The following is a 23,175-nucleotide window of genomic DNA, read 5'->3' as shown; positions in this document are numbered from 1 at the left end:
CAGCCGAGCACCCCGCGCAGCGTTGGAACGTAGAGGCCCTACTGTTTACCTTCGGCAGCCCGCTCTGCGTATTTGTTGAAGCGCCAGGCCGTGCCCTCAACTGTGATACGGTGCCAGGTGTCGCGTTTCTCCACCGGGTCCATGCCCGGCCACAGCTGCACCTCTTCAAACGTGCGGCCACAACCCTTGCACAGTTCATCACCCTGGCTGGTAGAGCAGATGGCGATACATGGTGTGTCCGGCGTGCTGGCATACCACTCCAGCCAGGCCGCGGTGGCCGCTTCGCCCATCGCGGCCGCCTCCACCTGCAACGCGTGGTCGTACACCATGCGGGCATAGACCTCGGCCAGCGCACGCGTGGGCGCCAGCAGCGTCACACCATCAGGCGAGGGCTGGCGGGCACGCCAGAAGTTGATGGCCGCTTCGATGTCAGTGATGTGGATGTGTGGCAAAGCGCTGGGACGGAGAAATGGATCCGACGGAGGGAGGCGCATCATAGCCCGTCATTCGTGGGGCAGTGCGCCGAAATAGCAGGCACTACGCCTGTCGCCACTTAGAATGCAAAGGCCTTTCTGAAAGGTCAATCAAGCTTTCAAACCGGGAAATAGTATGTTCAAGTGGTTAAGCGCCAAAAATTCGCAGGCATTCGGTTCGGAGCTGGCCGCGCTTGTCAAGGAATTTGTGCCTATTGACCCCACACTGAGTGCCGCTAAGCGCCAGTCCAAGGCCAACTACGCCAAAGAGAAAATGCTCAAACGCATCCGCCAGTTCAAACAGGAGGAAATCCTGAACTTCTACAAAATCGCCAAACTGCTGAACACGTTCAAGTGGGATCTGAAGGACGCCGGTTACGACCCACAACTGACCGACTCGCTGGCGTCGTGGATTCTGATCAGCCTACGCACCCAGTAGCTATGCGATGCTAGACCGACTTCGACTCCTTCTGCAGCGGCGACTTGACACGTTGACCGGACGTGCCGCGCCACCACTGTCCGCCCAGGCATCCAATCCCGTTGACACAGAACGCCTCCGCAAGCAAGGCAATGCCTATTTGGCTGAAGAAAAACTGGAAGAAGCGGAGGCTTGTTTTCGCGAGGCCCTTGCCCACACCGTGGACGACACCCAGTCGCTGGTTTGCCTCGGTTACGTGCTCAAGGAGCAGGGTAGGCTGACGGAAGCCCGTATTACATTGAAGCGGGCCGTCAACCCCGCCAATACGGATCCCCAGGCCTTTGAAGCACACTACCTTTTGGGCGAAATCAGTGAAAAACAGGGTGACCTCCACGACGCCAACAAATACTTCAAATCCACCCTTGATTTGAGGCCGGATTTCACACGCGCCTGCGAGGATGTTGTTCGGCTATTGGTAGCACAAGGCCGAAAGGGCGAAGCCCGCGCCTTTCTGGAAGAACGAATCGTTTCATGCCCGGAGAGCACAGACTACCGCGTCATGTTGGCAAAAGAGTGCACCGATAGTTTGGACTTGGAAGGCACCGTGCAGCACCTTACAGCGGCGGTTGCAATGGGCGTCAAGGATCCCAATATCGAAATGCTCATTGGAGCATCGCTCTGCCGACTTGAACGAGAGATCGAAGCGCGTCCATATTTTGATTCTGCCGTAGCCACCAATCAATCCTTCCTCCACGAAGCCCTCTACCACCGAGGTTACTACTTTACACGCTGCGGTAACGCACGTGCAGGCATTGAACTACTTGAGCAATCGATAGCGAGCAAACCGGATTACCAACCTGCTCACTCTCTAATTCTGCTGAATCTAAGCCACTCAGCAGAAGCGCTGAATCGCTCGTATCAGCAAGCTGCTGAGCGGTTTTCACAAAATATTGAGGGCTCCATTCAGCAATTGCCACCAATACCGGTGGAATTGACTGCAGTAAAAGACAAAGTTTTGCGTGTCGGCTTTGTCGCCGGAGAATTCAGGGAGCATCCAGTGCTCCACTTTCTGGTCGGAATTTTGGAGCATATCAGTAAGGATCGCTTCCATCTTGTCGCCTTTTCAAACAACCAGAAGGACGACGCAGGCACAGAAGTATTCAGGGCACTTTTTTCCGGCTGGCATGACATCAAGAACATGGGGCATGACACAGTTGCAGAGCTAATACGCACAGAACGGATCGACATACTGATTGATCTAAGTGGTCATACGGGAGACGCAAGACTGCCTGTCTTTGCACGCAAACCTGCGCCGGTACAAGTTGCATGGCTGGGTTATTTTGCGAGTACCGGTCTGAAAGCAATGGACTACATCATTGCCGACACCGCCTGCGTACCAGAACACACGCAGGAGTGGTTCAGCGAAAAAGTCTTCCGCCTTCCCGCAACGCGATTGTGCATGACAGCGCCGCGGACGTCGCGCCCCATTCCCATCAAGCAAGCTCCTTGTTGCACACACGGGTATGTGACATTTGGATCATTTCAGCAGTTGGCGAAAATCAACACTGAAGTTCTGGGCGTGTGGGCAAAGGTGTTGGGAGCGGTTCCCCATTCCCGTTTGAAGATTCAAAACATGGCCATGATTCTTCCGGCGATGCGCGAGCAAATTAGTGCCGACATGGTATCGGCTGGCATTGATCTTTCACGCGTAGAACTGGTCGGAGGAACTGGATGGGAAAGCTATCTTGATGCACACAATGGGGTTGACATTGCGCTTGACACATTCCCCTACCCAGGCGGTACCACCACAGCATTCGCCCTTTGGATGGGCGTTCCTACCATCACACTTGCTGGCAACACCATGCTGTCGCTTCAAGGCGCCGCCATGTTGGGTTGTGTAGGTTTAGGCGATTGGGTTGCTAAGAACGAAGCAGAGTATGTGGAAATCGCCAGAAAATTTGCCAGCAATGTGGACCAGCTTGCGAAACTCAAGGACGGTTTGCGAGCGGTGGCCGAACAATCGCCACTCTTTGACACCAAAACCTTTGCTATCAACCTTCAAAACGCGCTCGAAGCAATGTACAGAGAAAAAATGGCTTCACTAGTGAATGCTTCACCCCAGAACGCCACACTTCCATGAGTGGCAGCGTTCTGGTCACCGGTGGTGCGGGCTATATCGGTACGCACATCTGCGTGGCCTTGATCGAAGCCGGATTCACCGTCTCAGTTCTGGACAATTACTACAACAGCAATCCGGTGTCCCTAGACCGGGTGGCGCACATTACCGGCCAATCTCTCGCGCGGATTCAAGGTGATGTGCGCGATCACAAAACCCTGTCGGACGCGCTTCAGCAGAGTGGTGCCACTGCAGTTATCCACTGTGCAGGCTTAAAGGCCGTAAGCGAGTCCGTGCAGGAACCCCTGCATTACTACGATCACAATGTAGTGGGCACACTGCGGCTCCTAGAGGCCATGGCCCAGTGCCAAGTCAAAACCCTGATCTTCAGTTCGTCCGCTACCGTGTACGGCAACCCACAGTTTTTGCCGCTCACCGAGGAACACCCTCTAGCACCCACCAATCCGTATGGTCATAGCAAACTGATGGTGGAAAAAATGCTGCGGGACGTCTTTACCGCGGACCCTTCCTGGCGTATTGGGATGTTGCGTTATTTCAACCCGGTGGGCGCCCACCCCAGTGGCTTGATCGGTGAAGACCCACAGGGCTTGCCCAATAACCTGCTGCCTTTTGTGGCCCAGGTGGCTATCGGTCGGCATCCTGTTTTGAATATTTGGGGTGATGACTACGACACACCCGATGGCACTGGTGTGCGTGACTACGTACATGTCACGGATCTCGCAAAAGGCCATCTTTGCGCGTTGCAACAACTTGCTGCCTCAAAGACCGGCCACTGCACAGCCATCAACCTTGGCACCGGTACGGGGTACAGCGTATTGGACGTGGTGCGGGCATTTGAGCAGGCCAGCGGACAGTCTGTGCCCTACCGGATCATGCCCCGCCGTCCGGGGGATGTGGCAACCTGCTTTGCCTCACCGCAACTGGCACAGCAGCTTTTGGGCTGGCAAGCGCAGCAAGACTTGCTGGCCATGTGTACCGATGCCTGGCGATGGCAAAGTGACAACCCGCAGGGCTACACAAACGCGCTGTAATTGTCTCGGTGGAGTGCTATTCTTGGCGCATGAAACTCCTCGCAAAATGGCTGCTCAGCGCAGCCGCCCTCCTGGCCGTGGCTTACCTGTACAGCGGCGTGCAGATCCAGAGTTATTCGTCCGCCTTGATCGCGGCCCTGGTCATAGGCTTGTTGAATTCCGTGTTGCGGCCCATTCTGGTCATCCTGACGCTGCCGGTGACCGTAGTCACCCTGGGCCTGTTCCTGTTTGTCATCAATGCGCTGATGTTCTGGGCGGCGGCCAGTCTGCTGGCCGGCTTCAACGTGAGCGGATTCGCAGCGGCGCTCATTGGCTCGTTGATCTACTCGGTGCTGGCCATCGTCATCGACTCAGCGCTCCAGCGCCTGTTCCCGAACAATTGATTCCACCTGGCGGGTGCGGGTGTCGACGATGGACGCCTCGAAGTGGTCCGTGCCGGCACCACCCTTGCGCGCCCAGTCCTGTGCGGTCTTGAAACGGCTCAGCGCAGCGGGGTAATCCAGCTGGGCGACATTGACCTCGGCCTGCGCGCGGATGGAGCTGAGCGTGCGGCCTTCGGCGGCATAGGTGCTGGAGAGCAATTGCCAGGCCTGGGCGTCGCGCGGGTGGTCGGCCACCCAGGTTTGCAATTGTTGGCTCATGGTGGTCAGGCTGCTGGCGGGGCGTTGTTGGCCCGCCGCCGCGCCCAGCTGGACGTGCGCCTGTGCGGCCAGGAATAGTTCTGCGCGGCTGGTCTTGTCGTTCAGTTTGGCGCCGCTTTGCAACAGGGCCAGTGCTGCGGCACTGTCACCCTGGGCTAGCCGGAGTTCCGCACCCAGCAGCCGGGCCAGGCGCGCTGCCACCGGATCGTTGCGCACCGTGTCCGACAAACGGGTCCATTGGGTCTGGGCATCCTTGTAGTCGCGCAGCTTGATAGCCGCCAAAGTGGCGCCATAAAGTGATGCCGCCTGCTGCGCCGGGGTCGCCTTGGCCAGGTGGGCGGGCTCCACCTCCACCGCCCAGGTGCGCAGCGCATCGACGGTGTAATTGGATAACACCCGCGCGCGCGCGGCCATCATGGCGTGGTCGGTTTCCTGCACGTTTTTGCGGGCCGAGACAGGCGCAGGGCTGGCAGCATCCGGCAGCTCGATGCGGGACTGCATGTCGGCCATACGTTCAGTGCTCAGGGGGTGGCTGCGCAGGTAAGGGAAGTTGCCGGAGTCGTTCAGGCGCGAGGCCTGCTGCAGCTTGCCAAACATGGTCACAAACCCCTGCTGCGCAAAACCGGCCTGGGTGGCCACCGCAAAGCCCACGCGATCGGCCTCACGCTCCATATCGCGCGAGAAATTGAGTTGGGCTTGTGCACCCGCGGCCTGGCTACCCATGATCACGGCGTTGGCGGCACTGGGGTCTTTGCTGGCGGCCAGCACACCGAGTATCAAGGCGCCCAGCATCCACGGTGCCTGCTGGCTTTGGCGGGTCATCATGCGGGAGATGTGGCGCTGCGTGACGTGGCTCAACTCGTGGGCCATCACCGAAGCCAGCTCGTCGCGGCTGGTCACGATGCCCACCAAGCCCAGGTGCAGGCCAAAATACGCACCTGGCAGCGCAAAGGCGTTGACCGAGCGGTCGCGGCCCAGCAGGACTTCCCATGCGTAGGCCTCGTCCTGTTCGGGCGGCAGTTCCCCGCGCTGGCGGGCTGCGGCCAGCAGGGGTTGCCAGATGCCCTGCACATATTCCATCAGCACTGCGTCGTCCACGTAGTCCGGGTCGCGGTAGAGCTCACGGACAATGCGGTCTCCCAGGCGCCGCTCCACGTTGGGGGTCATGTCGGTGCCGTCGCCCAGGTTGGGTAGGGCAGAGCTGGCGGTTGCACTGCCCGTGGTCGTGGCTTGGGCAAAGGCTGGCAGGGGCCCCCAAGTTGCTATGCAAATAATAGCTACCTGTATAGCATGGACGAGGGCTAGCAGGCGATTTGTCTTGACGTACTTGGTCAAAATGGGTCCAGAGGCATGGTTGCGATGACACGGCCGTCGCCCGAGTCCAGAAAGACGGTCCAGAAGTAGCTGCGACTTACCAGGGGCAAATACACCACGCTGTCAGGCTTGGCTCCCGCTTTTGACAACAGGCTATCAATTTCGGCTGCGCGGCCTGCAAAACGACTTTTGAGCGAACTCAATGGACGAGCGGCTTTCAGAACCTCGGGAACTGCATCAGCGTATGGTTGCCAGAGATCGGGTCTATAGCCCAACTGTAGACCTTGCACAGCGGCCAGAGTAGCGTCCGCGTTTTCTTGGTTGCTACGGAATGGCCGCACAGCCAACAGCGTAGGACCAGTAACCGGCAATGCCTCTACGCCAGACGGTGCTCTACCCACCATCTCAGTAGGAACTTCGATGGCGTGCACGACGCGAAACCGATCGATTTCAAAAACCATGTGCACAGGTCGTGCCACACTGACGGTCCAAAGACCGTAGGCCAAGGCCCCTAACTGCAATAACACGACAATCAACAAATCCCGTCGCAATTCAGTAAATGGCTTTTTGCGATTAAATACCGCCAGGGTGATGAGCGGCCCAAGCACCACGTCCACACTCACAACCAGCCAGAACAACTCCCGTCCACCAGAGATTTCACGATACGGATAAGGGTACCAAACACCAAAGACCAGGGCCCCAGCCAGCGCGGCTATGAGCAGACTGCCAGATAAATGGATGGCACTGGCCTTGAGCCGATCACGCCAGAATGCAGATGATTTCATTGTTCCGTTCATGATTCAGTAAAGGTTAATCGACACTCGACCGGGCTAGCGTGAAGGTCAGGTAAAGTTTACCGTTCCCGAATGTAGGGCAATCCTCCATTTTTTCAATACACACATCACAATGCAGCCCCTTACACATTTTGACGCCAAAGGCCAAGCCCATATGGTGGACGTTGCCGCCAAACCGGCCACCCACCGAATTGCACTTGCCAGCGGGCGCATCGAAATGTTGCCAGCTACCTTGGCACTCATCGAATCTGGAACCTCAAAAAAAGGGGATGTCCTCGGAATCGCCCGTATTGCCGGAATACAAGGTGCAAAACGAGCCAGCGACCTGATTCCCTTATGCCACCCAATTGCACTAACCCGTGTGGCGGTGGAGTTTGTCGTGGTTTCGTCCAATGCAGAGCAGAAAGCTCATGTTCTGTGCACAGCCACAGCTGAAACAGTTGGCTCCACAGGCGTCGAGATAGAAGCACTGATGGCAGTGCAGGTCGCACTGCTCACCATTTACGATATGTGCAAGGCGGTGGACCGGGGCATGATCATTTCTGATGTCAAACTAGAGGAAAAGCATGGCGGAAAGTCAGGGAGCTTTATAGCGAACTGAGTCCGCAGTCCACTGCGCATGTGCCACAGGAAAGGCGGCCCTGTAGCGATTCAGATAAAAAGCCGCATCTTGGTCCCGCCCCAGCATGACGGCACTCTCAATCAACCTTTCTACCACTCGAGGTTCGGGAGAAAAATGCAACACCTGTTGTGCCAGATCAAATGCATAGGTGGCGTTATCTTGCGTAAGCTGCATCGTGGTGAGCTCGGCAAACTGAACCTGACTCTTGAAAAGCCAAGAACCCCGAAGTTTTTCCAGTGTATTGTCTCGGTAAGCACTTGTACGCTCTGCATGCCCCAAGTACAACTGATTAACCCGCCAATAGTCCCACGCAATGTAGCCGCTCGTTGCTATTAGAAGTGTAGCAATCAAAGTATTCCATACGGGGGCTATAAGCCAACCTCGCACAACGCCTTGTGCCGAATTCACCGCCGCGCCAGGCTCACGCCACAATAGCCAAGCCGACAAACCTGCAGCGATCTGAAACGGCCCATACCAAAGCGGGTACTCCAACAGACTGTGCACCCCAATGAGAGCTAGAACCGCCCACGCCATTTGCCGCGTCGGGTTCGTTTCAGACCACGGCCTTGCCCGCAGCATGACCCATAGACCGGCGCCACATATTGTTAGGGAAATCGGCACCCCCAATTCAACGGCCAAATGCAATGGCAGGTTGTGGGCGTTATCCAAGATGTCGCAAAACCGCGCGCCGGGATACAGCGTAACGAAGTGTGCGTAGTCCAAACCACCCCAGCCCCAGCCAAACCAAGGCTTCTGAGCTATGAGATGTAACACGTTGGACCACAACGTCAGACGCCCCATACAGGCCGCGTCACCAGACCGCAGCCGGGCCCAGGCACCGCTGTTCATCGGATCCAGCCCGGCCAACCACGGGAGAACGACAGCTCCCGCACCGTATGCCACAACCGCGACCAACAACACACGCCGCAATGCAGCACGGCGACACCCTTCCCACTGCGCGGCAAACACTGCAAGCAAAACCCACTGCAAAAGACCGGTTCGAGATGAAGACGCGACGCTGCCCAAGGCCAGCAAGGTTGCGGCCGCACCAGCCACTCGCCACGAACCGCCTTGCACCACCCACCACGCCAGTGCCGCCATACCAATCGCCATGAGCGTGGCGAACTGATTGCGTTGGCGCAAATTGCCATACGCCTCCCCAAGTCCGGTGCCACTCACCCATGGTGACAAAACATCACTTGCTCCGAAGTACTGGATCAACCCGATGACGGCGCTGATCAAAGCAGCCGCCAGCCAGGAGTCAACGAAGGCGCGCACCCATCCCTCCGTGCCTTGACGTGTCCCGACTGCCAATCCAATTCCCACCACCGCACCAGCGCAAACCATGGAGAACAGCCACGGAACCACAGCAGGTGTTGGCCCAAACGAAAAAGGGTTGAGCCAAGGAAGCGTGAGCAGAAAAAAGACACCGAGTGTGGGCATGAGACGATTCACCGGAGAATGCAGCCGCGCGAACAAGTGAGCGAAGCGGGTATTTTCACTGCAATGGCCTTACCATTGGGCTTCTACAAGCGGCAATCTGATGAGGAATGGAGTAATGGGAAGTCAATTGTCTGCTGTCCGCAAGAAGATACTTATCATTTCCACCAATGCGGATTGGGCCGGCGCACCCATTCACGTGCTGACACTTGTCACCAGGTTGGAGGCCGACTTCGATCTATTCATCGTCTTTGGGGAAGACGGCCCAGTACGTCAGGCCCTATTGGAGAAAAGTATCCCGAGCACGGTTGTTCCCACACTCAGGAGCAGCATTAACTTTGTGCGTGACTTCCAATGCTTGCTGGCATTCCTGAGGATTGTCCGGTCTGAGCGCCCTGCTCTTTTGCATGCCCATAGCAGCAAGGCAGGGATGATCGCACGTTTGGCTGCCTATGCCCTTCGTTTGCCATGCCTATATACAGTTCACGGCTGGGGATTCGGTGCCGGTCGCGCGAAGTTCCAGAGTAGCATCGTGTACGGGGTGGAGCGGATGTTATCCATCATTCCTCGCACATCTTATATTTTTGTCTCGAATGCAGATCGGCACGAGGGGTTGGAACGGCTGGGGCTTAACCCCAATCGCTGCCTCACGGTTCATAACGGTATTCGGGATCACGGCTGCCTTGCGCGAGTGGAACACAATTCAAATGTCATCATGGTGGCGCGTGTTTGTCACGCAAAAGACCATGATCTCCTGCTTGAGTCCTATCAGAATTCCATCACTTCTTTTCGATTGGTGTTGGTCGGAGAAGGAACCGATTCGCCCGGTTTTCGCAAACGGGTGCTGTCCGGGACTCCGGACAAGTATTTGCATGTTGACTGCTTGGGCCTCAGTCGCAAGGTGCCACAACTGCTAGCACAGGCCGGGGTCTTTGTTCTGTGCTCCCGATACGAAGGTCTTCCACTGGCAATTATTGAGGCCATGTGTGCGGGTCTGCCAATTGTGGCTAGTGATGTCGGTGGCGTCCGCGAGCTGGTTGAAGATGGTGTGAACGGATTTTTGGTGCCAGCAGGAAACCACACAGCCTTAACCCGTTGTCTAGACCGATTGCAGGGTGATCCTGCGCTCAGGATACGCATGGGCCACGCGAGTAGGGCGCGTTATCTTGCCAGCTTTAGTGATACACAAATGGCCGCGTGTATAGCGCAGCGGTATCTGACAATGATTGATGCAGAATGAATGTCCGACCCTATGACTATGCCCACCACACACGATCCGCTTCGGTCGCGCGCTGATCGCGATACATTGGCTTCGTCAACCGCACGAAGACAAAGCGCCCAGCTGGTATGGTCTTTTGCCGGGGGCATTACGCTAGCACTAAGTTATGCCATCGCCATAGGGTTGATGCGGCTCGGCTGGGTGACCCTCGAATTTGCAGAAACAGTTCTGTGGTGCACATTGCCCTATCTTCTTTGCACACACTGGATTTACCGGGGCGCTGGCTTGCCTTCGGCCGAACGTACCAGCATGCTGTTGGTGACTACCATGGCACCCTTCCTATTACTGATGCTGGGATTTGCCTTATTCCACCAGCCTTATTCGCGCGGCGCTGTTTTATTGGTCTACCTCCTTTGCACCATGTGGTTTGTGGCAGGTGACCGCCTTCGCAAACAAAGCCGTACGCAACGATTGGTCTGCGTGGATCCAGGTGTTGCCGACCAATTGACTCAATGGTGCGGCGAGGGCAGTTGGAGTGGTCATGACATTGAATTGCATCCAATGCCTACAGGTGCCGAAGACGTTGCGAACCTTCTGGTATTTGATGGTGCCATACTCGACCGCCGAATTGCGGCCAGCTCCGAGCGCAGCCAGTTGCTAGGTAAACTCAAGCTCAGCCACATGCGCTTATACAGCGTGGAGGCCGTCGCAGAGCTACTCACTGGTCGGAAAATGTTGCCAACCGAACAGGATGAGCTTTGGGAGTTGGACGGTAACCCCGCTTACGACGTAATCAAGCGCGCGATCGATGCCATATCCGTACTGGTAACTGCGCCACTCTGGCTGCCGCTGTGCATCCTGGTGGCGCTCGCTGTTGGCGTTAGCTCTCCCGGTCCCATTTTTTTCTCCCAGACACGTGTGGGCCTGAATGGCCGTAGTTTCAAGATTTGGAAGTTCCGCAGCATGCGGCTAAACGTCGCCACCGAGGACGGGCTGTTTGCCTCACCTGGAGACAGCCGCATTACCCCTGTGGGGCAGTTCATTCGCCGCATGCGACTTGACGAATTGCCTCAATTCTGGAATGTATTGAAGGGCGAAATGAGCCTTATCGGGCCCCGTCCCGAGCAGCGGGCTTTGGTCGATAAGTTTGCGACACGTATTCCCGCCTATCCCTACCGGCACTTGGTCCGCCCCGGAATTACGGGATGGGCGCAAGTGCTGCAGGGCTATGCAGGCAACGAAGAGGAAACAGCCATTAAGCTCAGTTACGACCTCTATTACGTCGCGCACTATTCAGTGGCACTGGATTTGTTGATAGCCTACAAGACATTGCGCATTGTGGCCAGTGGATTTGGGGCTCGCTAGTGCTCTGCGTTATTCGTCCTCAATATCTATTCCCGGTACTGTGTTTGCACAGCGCGTAGCAAGCACCAATTACGAGATGATGTCGCAGAGCTCTATTCGAATTGCACTTTTCATACCCAACTTTGAGGCGGGCGGTGCAGAACGCGTAACGATCCGACTTGCGCAGGGCCTCGTGGAGCGGGGTCACGACGTCGATCTACTGGTACTGTCCGACCGCGGCCCCTATCGCAAGGAAGTCGACTCGAGGATTCGCATCATCAACCTGGGGGCAAGTCGCGCATTGTTTGGCATACTGCCTTTAATCCGATACCTGCGCCTACGACGCCCCGATGCACTTCTCAGTGCAATATTCCACACCAATTGCGTAGCAGTCGTTGCAGGTTGGCTTTCCGGTACCAAAACTCGCGTTGTCTTGTCCGAGCACAACACGCTGGGGCTGGTCAAATCAGCGGTGAATCGCTTCTACTGGAACGTCTTCCTCTTGGCCTTGCGAACTATCTACCCTCGTGCCGATGCAGTTGTTTGTGTCTCTGCAGGTGTAGCCAGTGGACTTGCGGCATTGATGCCGCGTCTGCAACCTAGGCTTTTGGTGATTGGTAATCCGGTTGTGACCGACGAAGTTTTGCGCATGAGTATGGAGCCGGTTCATCACCCTTGGTTGGAACCACGCCACTCAAAACTTGTACTGGCGGTTGGGCGGCTAGTGCCGGCCAAGGGTTTTGACCTTCTCATTGCGGCATTTGCTGAAATCGCTTCCGACTTCCCCGCCAAATTGGTCATCCTTGGAGATGGCCCCGAACGACCATCATTGCAGGCACTCATAGAACACCACCGTCTTGGGGATCGGGTCTGCCTTTACGGGTTCACTGACAACCCATACGCCTGGATGCGCCAAGCGGACCTTTTTGTTCTATCCTCGCTACACGAGGGCTTGCCGGGAGCTCTGATTGAAGCCATGGCATGCGGATGTAAAGTTGTTTCTACAGACTGCCCTTCCGGACCCAGTGAAATTTTGGAACACGGCAGGTGGGGCCGACTAGTTCCTGTTGCAGATATACCTGCTTTGGCTCACGCCATTTCCGAGGAATTACTCAGTGAACACAATTCAAACACTAGGTTTCGTGCTCACGCATACCATCTTGCACAAGTAATACAACAATACGAGAAAGTATTGATGAACCCAAAAAAATCGACATAAATGGTGGTTACAAGACTCTCTTTATTCCATCAAATTCGGTCATGGTTGACTTTCGCAAGTCGTAGTCAGTTATTATTCTTCCATACCCGAGTCTAAACATAGTGAATTTTATGATTCTTGCTGGAATAAACCGAAGAAACATTAAAAGCACGCTGTGGGGAAGTGTAAGTATCGAGCTAATCCCGAGATAGCAATAGCGGCTCAAATATTCTTTGGTCGCATTTTCGTTGAAGTCCTGCTCTTCCAAGGCCTTCCATAGAATCATATTTTTTACACCGGCGCGAGCATAGATCTCTCGTAACACAATCAAATGGAGAAAATGGGGGTTAGATCTCATTTCAACCTCTATACCATCTACAAGATCAACTCTTCCCAGCCCCACTCGAACCCAGTCGCCGATATTCCAAAATAGAACACTGGCCCCAACGGCTTGTTCAACAACGTTTTTTTTGTAAATAAAAACATCTCCGCTCTTTAGTAGGTATCGCACGAATAGCGCTAGATGCGGCCATCCACGTGTATTATTCAACGATAGTTGATGATATTCACTCATCCAAGTAGATGGGATAATATGCATGCCAATAAACCCATATGGATTTAAGCTGCTTTGCACTAATATTCTCCGAAAGAGTCTTGAAGGGTAACTCCCGCTGGTCAGACTGTCAAAGAGCTTTTCTTGTTCGATCGCGCCCTTGACCCCAACAAGAACCCAGGTTTCTGGTTTTTGTTTTTTCAAAAAACCAACAAGACAACTGAACTCATCAGGATAGAAAATATCATCGTCCCCAATTATTTGTATCCACCGCCCTGTTGCAAGTTTAGTAACTTCTATCGCGTTAAGAGTTCCACCTATATTGGTGGCTTGCACAATCACCTTTAAATCAAGTAAATATTTCCATTTAGCAATTGTTTGATCTGTATTATCCGAAGATTTGTTGTTTGATAAACAGATTTCTATATCACTGCCATGATTTTCCTTGATTTTTTTGAGACTTGAAAACAGCGTTTCAATACTATCGGCCCGGTTGTAGGTTGGGATGCAAATCGAAACAAGAGGTTGCCTTTGGTACTCTTGTTTCATCTCACGGAGCACTGGTTTCGACAGATTCATTGTTCAAATAAGTTGAATTTATTACGGGACTTAATAAAGACTATTGTCCCCCACGGCAACCCAATTAATAGAGTTGGAATTGCGTAAGATATCACTGCACCCGCTGCCCCAAAATCGGGAATCATCACTATTGCCAGGAATGCCGTCAAAACTCCTAGGAATACAGACAGCCCCATAAATGGTTCATTTTTGTGCGCACGCAGATAGAAAGCCTCCGAAGATAATACATGGCCAACCAAGCCGACCAACATCAAAGCTGCGAAGAGATATGGTGGTAATACTCGCTCAATATACGGGGACGAAATGCTCTCCAGGTATTTGACGGTAGCGAAAACTGTGCTGCTACCAAGCAGCAATAACGCGAGAGACTGCAAGACTCCGCGAAAGAATAATTTATCAAGTACCGAAAATTCGTTTGTGGCTACTAATTTTCCATACATTGGGCTCTTTGTTGCAATCCAAGCGATTGCAATTCCATTCATTGCACCGACGATTTGCATGGTCATACCCATCTGACCGGCAGCGATCGGACCATGACTGAGAAACAGAATCGGGGTAAACAGCTGGAAAATGAAGAATCCACTGATGTTGCTTACTGCCATTCTCCACTGAAAAGGCCAGACCTCAGCCCTCCAATCTATTCCAGGAACATCGGAATTAAGACGATAGATATCTTTAATGCACTTCCGAAAGTTCAACCACAACCAGATGAAACTGACAACCACCAAGACTATGCTACTAGCCGCTAACGCAAATAAGTTGCCACCGGATCTCAATAGTAGCCATGTAACTGCAACTGAAAATATTGACTGACAGAGCCGGAGAACAGCGACATCGGCAACTCTTCCGCCGCCCTCTATTGCCGCTACTATCGCATTAAGAATCATGTTCAGCGCTGTAAATATGACCAATATAAGCCAAGGGAGCATTATTTCTAACGTCGACACATTTGCAGGATCGACCGCACCAAAGAAGAGCAACCCAGTGATAGCGAGTAGTACAACCACTACGACGGAAAACACACTGAGCAATTTCAAGGCGGAAAAAATGAGTGATTGCAGGCGTCTCTTCGCGATAGGATCACCGACGATGTAATCCTCCGCAGACCAGGCGAGTCTTGCCATCTCATGACTAGTGAACTGAACTATCGTATATGTAAGTCCAAGTTCAGCAAAAACCTGCAGTGCAATCAAACTGCAGAATGTGTAGTAATACCCCTGTAACTCGGGTGACAAATATTGGGATACCAGCGCAATGGTTATCAATCCGGCGCTCGCACTCCATACCCGTGTCAAAACCGTGAAGAAAATTGCTCGATCAACACCTAACCATGAAGCGAGTCGTTTCATTTTTAAAATACCGCACGACCACCCTCGTTTTATTTGACACATCGAACGATCAGGCGAATCACTTTTGATTTTAGTACTGCAACTGAGAAAATTAACCAGTAGCTCGTCTTAGTCTATGCACCAGGCCCTATATATCCTGGCTATATAGAAGATGAAACTTACTCAGTAAATTACTATTTGTCATCAGCGTATCAGGGCAATTGCATTTCCTGCAATTGTGGGTACTTTTCGTTCGCCAACAAGATCCAGGCGGCTCTGATTTTTGCATAAACTTTGGGCCCGTGGTGTGCCCGCATGACGCGCATCTGGCGAGCAGCCTCTTGCGGATTGCCATTAAGCGCCAAAGCTACAGCATACCGATTCTGGGTTGCTGGCCATGGAAATCGCAGGGCTACCGCTTTGGCCAATTCGATTTCCTGTTCAGGCATATTGGGTCTTGCCACAATTCGGCCGCCATTTAGCAGTGCATCCAGTTGCGTGAGAACATAGACGTTTGGCCGCTGATAGCCTGGTGGAGTTTGTCCAACGCGTAAGGCCTCAAAACGCACAACGCGAAAATCCTCTTCTATTTTCAGGTATTCGAAAAAGGACCATATCAACAGAACAGTGGCTACCAGAAGCCCCATCCCAACTGGCTTTGCATGAAGTTGCAAGGCAGGCTTGACGTTCAATACTCCTTCTAGCGCACCCAGTGTAAACATTACCGGCACAAGGAAGTATGCATACGCGAATGGAAACTCCACCAAAGAATGTGTTGCTACAGGAATTGTGACGGCCAGGCAGTACCAGGGCATCAATTGCCTTGCGGCTTGAATTCGGCGCCAAAGCCAGACGCCAGCGAAAAGCATCAGCAGGATGGTGATAGGCAGACCAAATCCCAGCGCAGCATCTATCAAAATATTGTGTGCATAGGTATAGGCCTCACTAGTGAGATAGGCGTCCACTACCGCGTTGTGTGCGGTTGAAACTTGCCCCGCGCCCCAACCCCACCATGGCCGTAACAGGACCGCCTGCAACAGCTGTGGCCAGATGATCCACCGATGGTACGCTACTGAGTTGACCGGGAGTACTCCTCCCGTTAGCTGAAAGACCTCTCCCATCAATATTGGCCAACTCCAGTACAAGACTAGGTAAATTACGCCAATTAAGGCCATCGTCCATGGCCTTAATTGAGCACCAATGGATTTGTACTTTGCAAACCACCAAACACTCAGGACAGAGAAACCAAGCAGTCCAGCCCTTGATTCCGTGGCAGCCAGACTTAACAAGAGTAGGAATGACATCAGCGCTGCGGGCAACATGCCAAACTTGCGCAACTCAAACAGGAATAAAACGCTAGCTAAACCCATAAGCAGTAAAGTGGCTAGCTGATTCGGTTGCGCCAGATTAGCACCCGGCCGCCGTGCCTCCCGCATGCTGTTGATCCAATTGACGCCTTGGGATAGCTCAAATGCCTGCATCAAGGAAATAGTCGCAGAAACCAGCGCACCCAAAAGAATAACGACTGCTATTCCGTGAATCAGCTCATGTCGCCGTTGACCACTTAGATAGCCTAGAGTCATTGCTGCAGTACAGAGCAAGATATATGCTCCGAACACATAGATGTCGCCAACAAACGGCACCAACCCTACCAACCATTGAAGCCCAATCAGCAGACCGATTCCCAACAACATCGCGGCTGGAATGGGGAGAGGAATCGTAGGCCACGCCCCTCGTTTTGCAGAGACGATTATTAGTTGCCACGCAGAGAAGAGGACTGCCAGAAAAGCCAGTATTTCACTGTGCCAACTGACCCACGGTGGGAAATGCAGTGGCTGCAGCCAACTGGCAAACAAAAAGAAAAAGAAAAAGAATGGCATCGAGAAGCAAGTCATTCAAAAAAAAACGCCCCAGAGGGGCGTTTGTTCAACCGTGAGTTCAACTCAGTTGCCGCGGCAAGAACCAGGCAGAAACTTTGGAGTGATCGAAGTCGTACCGCCACCGCAAGTCCATTTATAAACTGTAAGGCTCACATCGCTGTTGGCGAATTGGGCGCCTGCGGAGTCTTTGGTGGGGATCAGCTGAACTGTTCCACCAGTTGTTACTGGATTGCCAGTATTTGGGATATTTTGACTCGTCACTGTGATAACGCCAGTGCTGGTGGTCGCAACGGACGCGACATATTGTGATGTAGGAACCGACGACTCACAACCCCAACCATTATCCGCCGGCAAAGATACTGCTGCCGATTGAATGGTTTCGGTAATAGAAGTACGGCAACCCGAAGCCGCCAAAATAACTTCTGAATTTTTCGCCCGAACTGTGTAATCCTGATATGCAGGCAGTGCCACTGCAGCCAAAATACCAATAATCGCAACCACGATCATCAGTTCGATCAGGGTAAAACCCTGTTGCATAGAACGCTTCATATAAAACTCCTTTGATGTAGGGAACTAGGAACACATTGACCAGCAGATTCCGTGCCAAGGTTTTTCGTCCATGCCATCTATACAAAATAGTCAGTATCGGCAGCGATGGAGTCAATTTGCCGCATCTTTTGTCTCTTCAATTCTTGGTGAAGACATTTTTGTCACTTAATACAAACCTGCCGCACCATCTTCAAATCCGTCAGCCCCATCATGACCTTCTCCATGCCATCCATCTTTAGAGTGCGCATGCCTCCCTCTACGGCAGACGCAAATAATTCAGCCACGCGCGCGCGCTCCTGGATGAGCTTCTTGACACCGTCATCCGCCACCAGCAGCTCGTGCAAACCAATACGGCCTTTGTAGCCGGTCTTGCTGCACTTGTCGCAACCCACCGCCTTATACAGCTTAACCTTGCCGTCTTCCCCATAGGTTTTCAGCCAGCTGTCCTCTAGCTTTTTGCGTTCACCCTCCAGATCAGCCTTCCACGCCTTTGAGTGACGCAGTTCTTCCGCGTACTCGGTCAAGAAAAGGCGGAACTCGTCTGCATCCGGCACATAGGCAACCTTGCAATCGCACAATTTCTTGGCCAGACGCTGAGCAAGGATACCTAAGAGCGCATCAGCAAAGTTAAACGGGTCCATACCCATATCCATCAGGCGCGTAATGGATTCGGGCGCCGAATTGGTGTGCAGGGTTGAGAACACCAAGTGGCCAGTCAGGGATGCTTCCACCCCCATGGACACCGTCTCTTTGTCGCGGGACTCACCGACCATGATGATGTCTGGGTCGGCCCGCAAAAAGGCTCGCATGATCAGGGCAAAGTCAATGCCTGCCTTCTTGTTGATCTGGACTTGGCGTAGACCTTTTTGCGTAATTTCAACCGGGTCCTCGGCGGTCCAGATCTTGGTGTCCGGTGTATTGAGGAACTTGAGGATGGAATGCAAGGTCGTGGTCTTGCCAGACCCCGTTGGGCCGCATACATAGAACAGGCCATAAGGTTTGCTGACCGTAGCCTCCAAGCGCTCCTTATTGTGCGGTGTTAGCCCCAGTTTTTCCATGGGAATCGGTTCGCCGGCCGCCAGAATCCGCATCACCACGTCTTCAACACCACCGGCTGACGGAATCGTGGCCACGCGTAGCTCAATGTCCAGCGGACCGTACTTCTTGAACTTGATCTTGCCGTCCTGGGGCTTGCGGCGTTCCGAAATGTCCAGGTCACACATGATCTTCAGGCGCGTGACCATGGCCGACCGAAAGTGGGCTGGCACCTCAACATAGGGGACCAGGCTGCCATCGATGCGGAAGCGGATGCCGGTCTTGAACTTACCGGGCATGGGCTCGATGTGGATGTCCGACACCTTCTGGTTGTAGGCGTCGATGATGACCTTGTTGACAAACTTGACCAGCTCGTTGTCCGCTGCTGCAGATTCCAAGGAGTCATCGTTGGAGCCGTCATCGATTGGCCCACCATCCATGTCGGCCAAGAGCTGGTCAATGGTGCTTGTATCTGCCGCCGTGCCGAAAAGCTGGCCCAAGGTTTCTTGGAACTCTGTCTGCGTGGTAACCCGATAGGAGAATTTGGCGATACGGGGGAACACCTGTGGGACCACCCTGGAGCCGCGCACGGCCTCGGGGTCCATGCACATGATGACCAGCCCCTCAGGCGACTCCTCCAGCGGAATCCAGCCCTGCTCCTCAATAAATTCGCGCTTCAATGAGCCATGCAGCATTTCTGAGCGGATCCGCCCGGTATTAAACGACTCGTACGGCACACCAAAAAACTTTGCCAATGACGGGCCAATCTGAAGCGGGCGGACCTTGTATTGCGCCATCAACAGATGTTCTACAGACTTGCCCTCGGAGCGCGCGTCCGAAATGCATTGGTTCAGCTCCTCATCCGTCAGCAACCCGTCGGCAACCAAGGAGTCATATTTGGTGGCTTTTTTGGGCGGTGCGACGGTCGCTCCGTTGGCACGTTGCCGAATGGCTGTCGCCAGCGTCTTGCACAATTCGGATACGCCGTCCACCTCCAGATCGCCAAACGGCTCGTCACTTTTGTTGTTGATAACCTGCAGCACACCGTGCAGAGTCTTGCCCTCTAATATGGGCGCAACCAGCATTTGTTTGGTACGGTAGCCGGACCGTTTGTCCACCACCTTCAGGAAGGTCAACGAAGGGTGAATCTGCTTGAGTGCCTCATCGTCATACACGTCTGGCAAATTCAGCGAGGTGCGGCTGAAGGCGACATAACCTGCAATGCTTTGGGGCGAGATGGGCAGCTTCAGGTCGCTGCTGCTGTTGAGTCCGGTCTTGATCTTGGAAACAATCGCAGTCTGATCCTCATTCACCGCGTAAAGGGTCAATCGGTCTGCATTGAGTAATTTGCAAATATCCTGGCTGGCCTCCAGCATGATTTGCTCAAGATTTTCCGTATCGTGGATGCGGGCGGTGACGTGGTGCAGCTGTCGGTAAAACAGCGCCTCAAAGGTCATGCCCCGCTTCTGTGACGGCTGCTTTTGAGATTCAAAAAAGGCTTGCTCTGATGCTTTATCAGAGGCTCCAGGCGTAACTACGGTACTCATATGTCAAACTCCTGGCCGGCATGCATCCTGCGGATGTCGTGCGTCACGTTTGGACCAAAGGGCTGGGTTTGGTCAAACCGTTGGATTTCAGCCATGATCAATTCTGTTTCCGCTGGTTTGGTATGGGTTATGTAAATGGGATAGTTCTTGCCCTTGGCAATGCAATCGAGTTCATTTGCAAGCACGGTAGGAGACAAATGGAGGCTGCGCTTTGCAAGGTCTTTTTCTCGGTTGCTAAAAGCCGTCTCTATCACCAGCATGGCAACATTCAGCTGGTTAACCCGGTCCCAAAAGGCTTGGTTGCGCTCGGTGTCCCCCGTAAATACCCAACAACCGCTTCCCGCAGTGATTGCAAAACCGGCCGCCGGCACGGTATGCACCGCGGGTAACACTTCGATGTATTTGTTCGAGAGCTGAATCGTTTGCCCTACCTTGATTTCATGAAAGCTTATGAATGGCGCTTCTGCCGTGGGTATGCGCGAGAAATCAGGCCATATCACATTGTTGAAAATGTGGGTTCTCAGTGCCGCTATGGTTCCCGCCAGTGCATGAACTTTTAAAGGTGCTTTGCGCTGTGCAGCGATAGCATCCACCATCAAAGGCAGTGCCGCAACATGGTCCAAGTGGGAGTGGGTCAACAGGACATGGTCGATGCTGCGCATTTCATCCAGCGTGAGATCACCCACACCCGTGCCGGCGTCCACCAGGATCTCACCGTCAACGAGGAACGAGGTTGTCTTGCAATCCTTGGCAATGGCACCTGAACATCCGAGTACACGTACTTTCACGGTGAGCGTCTCACTTGGTTTCGAAATTGGTTGCGCCGTCCCATTCAGGATCAAATGGGAGTAAACGCATGGAGGCTACCCGCTCGGAGTACATTTGGTAAAGGAATTTTTTGGCATTCATGCGCATTAAGTTGAGCATCAATACGTCTGCTTGATCCCAATTTTGGGCTCTGTACGCCTTTATGAAGGAGACCCAAGTCTTGAGCTCGGTACTTGCAGCCTCGCCCAGTTGTGGAGTCGGCGCCATGGGCCAGAAAATTGCCACTGCCTGTTCCTTGCCTTTTACGCGAACACGATCCAACTCTTGCCATGCAAAATCGGTCGCCTGTTTACGGGTTGTTTCGCTCACCACCATATCGACCCCGTATACCTTGGACAATCCTTCCAGTCGAGAGCCCAGGTTCACAGCATCCCCGATGACGGTATAGGCACGCCGAATATTGGAGCCCATATCACCCACGCACATGGTCCCGGTATTCAGACCAATGCCGATGCCAATTTCCGGTAGTCCACGCGCCCTGTGGTCTGCATTGATACCACGCACAGCACTGGCCATCTCCATGGCGGATTTCACTGCAAGATTGGCGTGTTCTGGCGTTTCAACCGGCGCGCCCCAAAATGCCATCACACAATCACCCATGTACTTGTCGATAGTGCCGCGGTTGGCGCGGATCAAGCTAGTCAGCTCACTGAATACCCCCGTCAACAATTCTTGTAGCTGGGTGGGCTCCATCTGCTCAGACATTTTGGTAAAGCCACGCATGTCGCAAAACATCACCGTCAGCTCACGGTTGGTGGCTTTCATGCTGTAACTGTCGGGGTCTTTAACCATCTCATCAACAAGCTCAGGCGGGACGTAGGTACCAAACAAATGTGCCAACTCACGCTTCGAGCGACTTTCGACAAAGTAGCCATAGCTCATATTCAAGGCAAATGCGGTCAGCGTCATGACCAGGGCTGCTGCCAGAGGCATCACCAGCCCAAAACCCATATAGAGCCACGTGTTGAGCGCAGTGACCGTCGCTAACACCCCAACACTCAGCAGCACCGCACGTGGCGCTGAAAGCAAGGGTAGGCCAATAGCCAGCAACAGCCCGGCAACAATCAGCACGAAGACGTCATACCCCATCGCATAGTCTGGTTTGAGGGTAACTTTGTCATCCAACCAAGCCGAAATGAGATTTGCATGGGCCTCAACGCCCGGATAGACCTGGCCTACCGGGGTCACACGCAAATCCAGCAGCCCCGGTGCCGTCGTGCCGACGAGGACGATTTTGTCTTTCAGGCTGTCCGCCGGCAAACGCCCAGCCAAGACATCGGCAGCCGACACATAACGAAACGAGCCACCTTTCACACCACCTGCTCCACGGTACGGTACAAGGGTAGAGATGTGCTTGTCCACGGATATAGAGAGTGACGACTGGCCTTCCTTGAGCATGATTCGGTCCAGGCCCTGGTAACTGCGGGACAACCACTGTTCGTCGGAAAATCCGGGCACGACCTTCGGTGAACCTGCCAACCGCCTAAACATGGCCAGCGCCAAGGATTCGTAGTATTCGCCCTTGTATTCCGCTAGCAATGGCAACGACCGCACAACACCATCAATGTCCGGAGTGGTATTGAAATGCCCTGCCACTGGTGCAGCTTTGGCCAGTATGTCGATATTGGAGCCAAAACCAGTCCACGCGTAGGCCTCTACGCTTCTGCCCTTCAGGTCGTTTTTCGACATAACAGGCGATGGCAAAGTGCCAACCGTACGTCCATCACCGTCGCTGCTGAAGTAGTACCCCAGAACAACCGGGCGGTTCTCAAGCACCTTGGCAAACAGAGCGTCGTAATCCAACTCTGGTTGCAGCTGTTTGAGCCGCTCTGCAAATCCAGCCTGGTCTTTGAACTCGCCGCGCGCCAGTTCGTTCAGCCGGCTCAGTCCCGAGCTTTCGTCGGGCTCAGCGAACACAATGTCAAAACCCAACAACGCAATGTGTTGCTGCTTGAAAAGAGTGTCGACCAGATGGCCGACCTTGTTGCGCCCCCAAGGAAAGCGCCCAACCTCTGCAAGACTCTTTTCGTCGATGTCGACGATGACAATCCGCTCGTCCAGCGTATTGGGCATGGTTGCCCGCAGACGCGTGTCGTAGATGACATCGTCCAGCCTCTGCATGGTGCCCAAAGGCATAACACCCGTGGCATGCAACAACACCAAAACCAGCGGAATCAGTGTGACCGCAATCCGCTGCCAGTGCTTAGCTATTGTTTTCATGCGCATCACCTTGAAAACTGGCGCG

At 53.8% G+C, this 23,175-nt stretch carries 19 protein-coding genes; 8 read left to right on the top strand and 11 right to left on the bottom strand.

Features of this window, described 5'->3' with window-relative positions; translation table 11 throughout:
- Positions 1–38 precede the first annotated feature (38 nt).
- A complete protein-coding gene (locus HZ993_RS15800) occupies positions 39–452 on the bottom strand; it encodes a DUF3717 domain-containing protein (RefSeq protein WP_209393704.1) in 414 nt (137 codons plus the stop codon).
- A gap of 157 nt (positions 453–609) precedes the next feature.
- On the opposite strand from HZ993_RS15800, the gene HZ993_RS15795 reads away from it, so the two are divergent.
- The 4 genes from HZ993_RS15795 to HZ993_RS15780 are packed head-to-tail and all read left to right on the top strand — an operon-like array spanning position 610 to position 4,442.
- Positions 610–912, top strand: a complete 303-nt coding sequence (locus HZ993_RS15795; RefSeq protein WP_209393703.1) for a hypothetical protein — start codon at positions 610–612, stop codon at positions 910–912.
- 7 nt (positions 913–919) lie between these two features.
- On the top strand, positions 920–3,031 hold the full coding sequence (locus tag HZ993_RS15790) for a tetratricopeptide repeat protein (RefSeq protein WP_256440908.1): 2,112 nt from the start codon (positions 920–922) through the stop codon (positions 3,029–3,031).
- Positions 3,028–4,059, top strand: coding sequence for a UDP-glucose 4-epimerase GalE (gene galE / locus HZ993_RS15785; RefSeq protein ID WP_209393701.1), 1,032 nt, complete (start codon positions 3,028–3,030; stop codon positions 4,057–4,059). Before HZ993_RS15790 ends, galE begins: the two co-directional genes overlap by 4 nt.
- 29 nt (positions 4,060–4,088) lie before the next feature.
- Complete coding sequence (locus HZ993_RS15780) at positions 4,089–4,442, top strand: phage holin family protein (RefSeq protein ID WP_209393700.1); 354 nt, start codon at positions 4,089–4,091, stop codon at positions 4,440–4,442.
- Here the strand turns inward: HZ993_RS15780 and HZ993_RS15775 are convergent.
- Both HZ993_RS15775 and tfpZ read right to left on the bottom strand, forming a co-directional pair.
- On the bottom strand, positions 4,410–5,867 hold the full coding sequence (locus HZ993_RS15775) for a M48 family metalloprotease (RefSeq protein ID WP_209398527.1): 1,458 nt from the start codon (positions 5,865–5,867) through the stop codon (positions 4,410–4,412). The two genes, HZ993_RS15780 and HZ993_RS15775, sit on opposite strands and share 33 nt — an antisense overlap.
- 164 nt (positions 5,868–6,031) lie before the next feature.
- Complete coding sequence (gene tfpZ / locus HZ993_RS15770; protein ID WP_245213654.1) at positions 6,032–6,811, bottom strand: TfpX/TfpZ family type IV pilin accessory protein; 780 nt, start codon at positions 6,809–6,811, stop codon at positions 6,032–6,034.
- 109 nt (positions 6,812–6,920) lie between these two features.
- Here tfpZ and moaC point away from each other — a divergent pair, with 109 nt between their 5' ends.
- Entirely contained in the window at positions 6,921–7,409 is a 489-nt protein-coding gene (gene moaC, locus HZ993_RS15765; protein ID WP_209393699.1) for a cyclic pyranopterin monophosphate synthase MoaC, read from the top strand.
- Here moaC and HZ993_RS15760 read toward each other — a convergent pair.
- On the bottom strand, positions 7,386–8,873 hold the full coding sequence (locus HZ993_RS15760; RefSeq protein WP_209393698.1) for a Wzy polymerase domain-containing protein: 1,488 nt from the start codon (positions 8,871–8,873) through the stop codon (positions 7,386–7,388). The genes moaC and HZ993_RS15760 overlap by 24 nt on opposite strands.
- Positions 8,874–8,988: 115 nt before the next feature.
- Here HZ993_RS15760 and HZ993_RS15755 point away from each other — a divergent pair, with 115 nt between their 5' ends.
- The 3 genes from HZ993_RS15755 (at position 8,989) to HZ993_RS15745 (ending at position 12,652) form a co-directional block, all read left to right on the top strand.
- A complete protein-coding gene (locus HZ993_RS15755; RefSeq protein ID WP_209393697.1) occupies positions 8,989–10,110 on the top strand; it encodes a glycosyltransferase family 4 protein in 1,122 nt (373 codons plus the stop codon).
- 12 nt (positions 10,111–10,122) lie between these two features.
- Positions 10,123–11,454, top strand: a complete 1,332-nt coding sequence (locus HZ993_RS15750; protein ID WP_245213653.1) for a sugar transferase — start codon at positions 10,123–10,125, stop codon at positions 11,452–11,454.
- Positions 11,455–11,530: 76 nt separating this feature from the next.
- Complete coding sequence (locus tag HZ993_RS15745) at positions 11,531–12,652, top strand: glycosyltransferase family 4 protein (protein WP_209393696.1); 1,122 nt, start codon at positions 11,531–11,533, stop codon at positions 12,650–12,652.
- Between the two features lie 7 nt (positions 12,653–12,659).
- Here HZ993_RS15745 and HZ993_RS15740 read toward each other — a convergent pair whose 3' ends face one another.
- The 7 genes from HZ993_RS15740 to HZ993_RS15710 form a co-directional block, all read right to left on the bottom strand.
- Complete coding sequence (locus HZ993_RS15740) at positions 12,660–13,733, bottom strand: glycosyltransferase family 2 protein (RefSeq protein WP_209393695.1); 1,074 nt, start codon at positions 13,731–13,733, stop codon at positions 12,660–12,662.
- Positions 13,734–13,759: 26 nt separating this feature from the next.
- On the bottom strand, positions 13,760–15,112 hold the full coding sequence (locus HZ993_RS15735) for a hypothetical protein (RefSeq protein WP_209393694.1): 1,353 nt from the start codon (positions 15,110–15,112) through the stop codon (positions 13,760–13,762).
- Between the two features lie 191 nt (positions 15,113–15,303).
- Positions 15,304–16,971, bottom strand: coding sequence for a PglL family O-oligosaccharyltransferase (locus HZ993_RS15730; RefSeq protein ID WP_209393693.1), 1,668 nt, complete (start codon positions 16,969–16,971; stop codon positions 15,304–15,306).
- 63 nt (positions 16,972–17,034) lie between these two features.
- Positions 17,035–17,520 (bottom strand): pilin, encoded by a 486-nt coding sequence (locus HZ993_RS15725; protein WP_209393692.1) that lies wholly within the window; start codon positions 17,518–17,520, stop codon positions 17,035–17,037.
- A 161-nt stretch (positions 17,521–17,681) separates the two neighbouring features.
- A complete protein-coding gene (locus tag HZ993_RS15720) occupies positions 17,682–20,012 on the bottom strand; it encodes an ATPase, T2SS/T4P/T4SS family (protein ID WP_371816935.1) in 2,331 nt (776 codons plus the stop codon).
- A gap of 86 nt (positions 20,013–20,098) precedes the next feature.
- Positions 20,099–20,890 (bottom strand): 3',5'-cyclic-nucleotide phosphodiesterase, encoded by a 792-nt coding sequence (locus HZ993_RS15715; RefSeq protein ID WP_209393690.1) that lies wholly within the window; start codon positions 20,888–20,890, stop codon positions 20,099–20,101.
- Positions 20,891–20,900: 10 nt separating this feature from the next.
- Positions 20,901–23,150: a CHASE2 domain-containing protein gene (locus HZ993_RS15710; protein ID WP_209393689.1), complete on the bottom strand. Its 2,250-nt coding sequence runs from the start codon at positions 23,148–23,150 to the stop codon at positions 20,901–20,903.
- Between the last annotated feature and the right edge of the window lie 25 nt (positions 23,151–23,175).

This window comes from Rhodoferax sp. AJA081-3 (genome assembly GCF_017798165.1).
In the GTDB taxonomy this organism is placed as follows: domain Bacteria; phylum Pseudomonadota; class Gammaproteobacteria; order Burkholderiales; family Burkholderiaceae_C; genus Allorhodoferax.
This window is presented reverse-complemented; position numbering and strand designations above follow the sequence as displayed.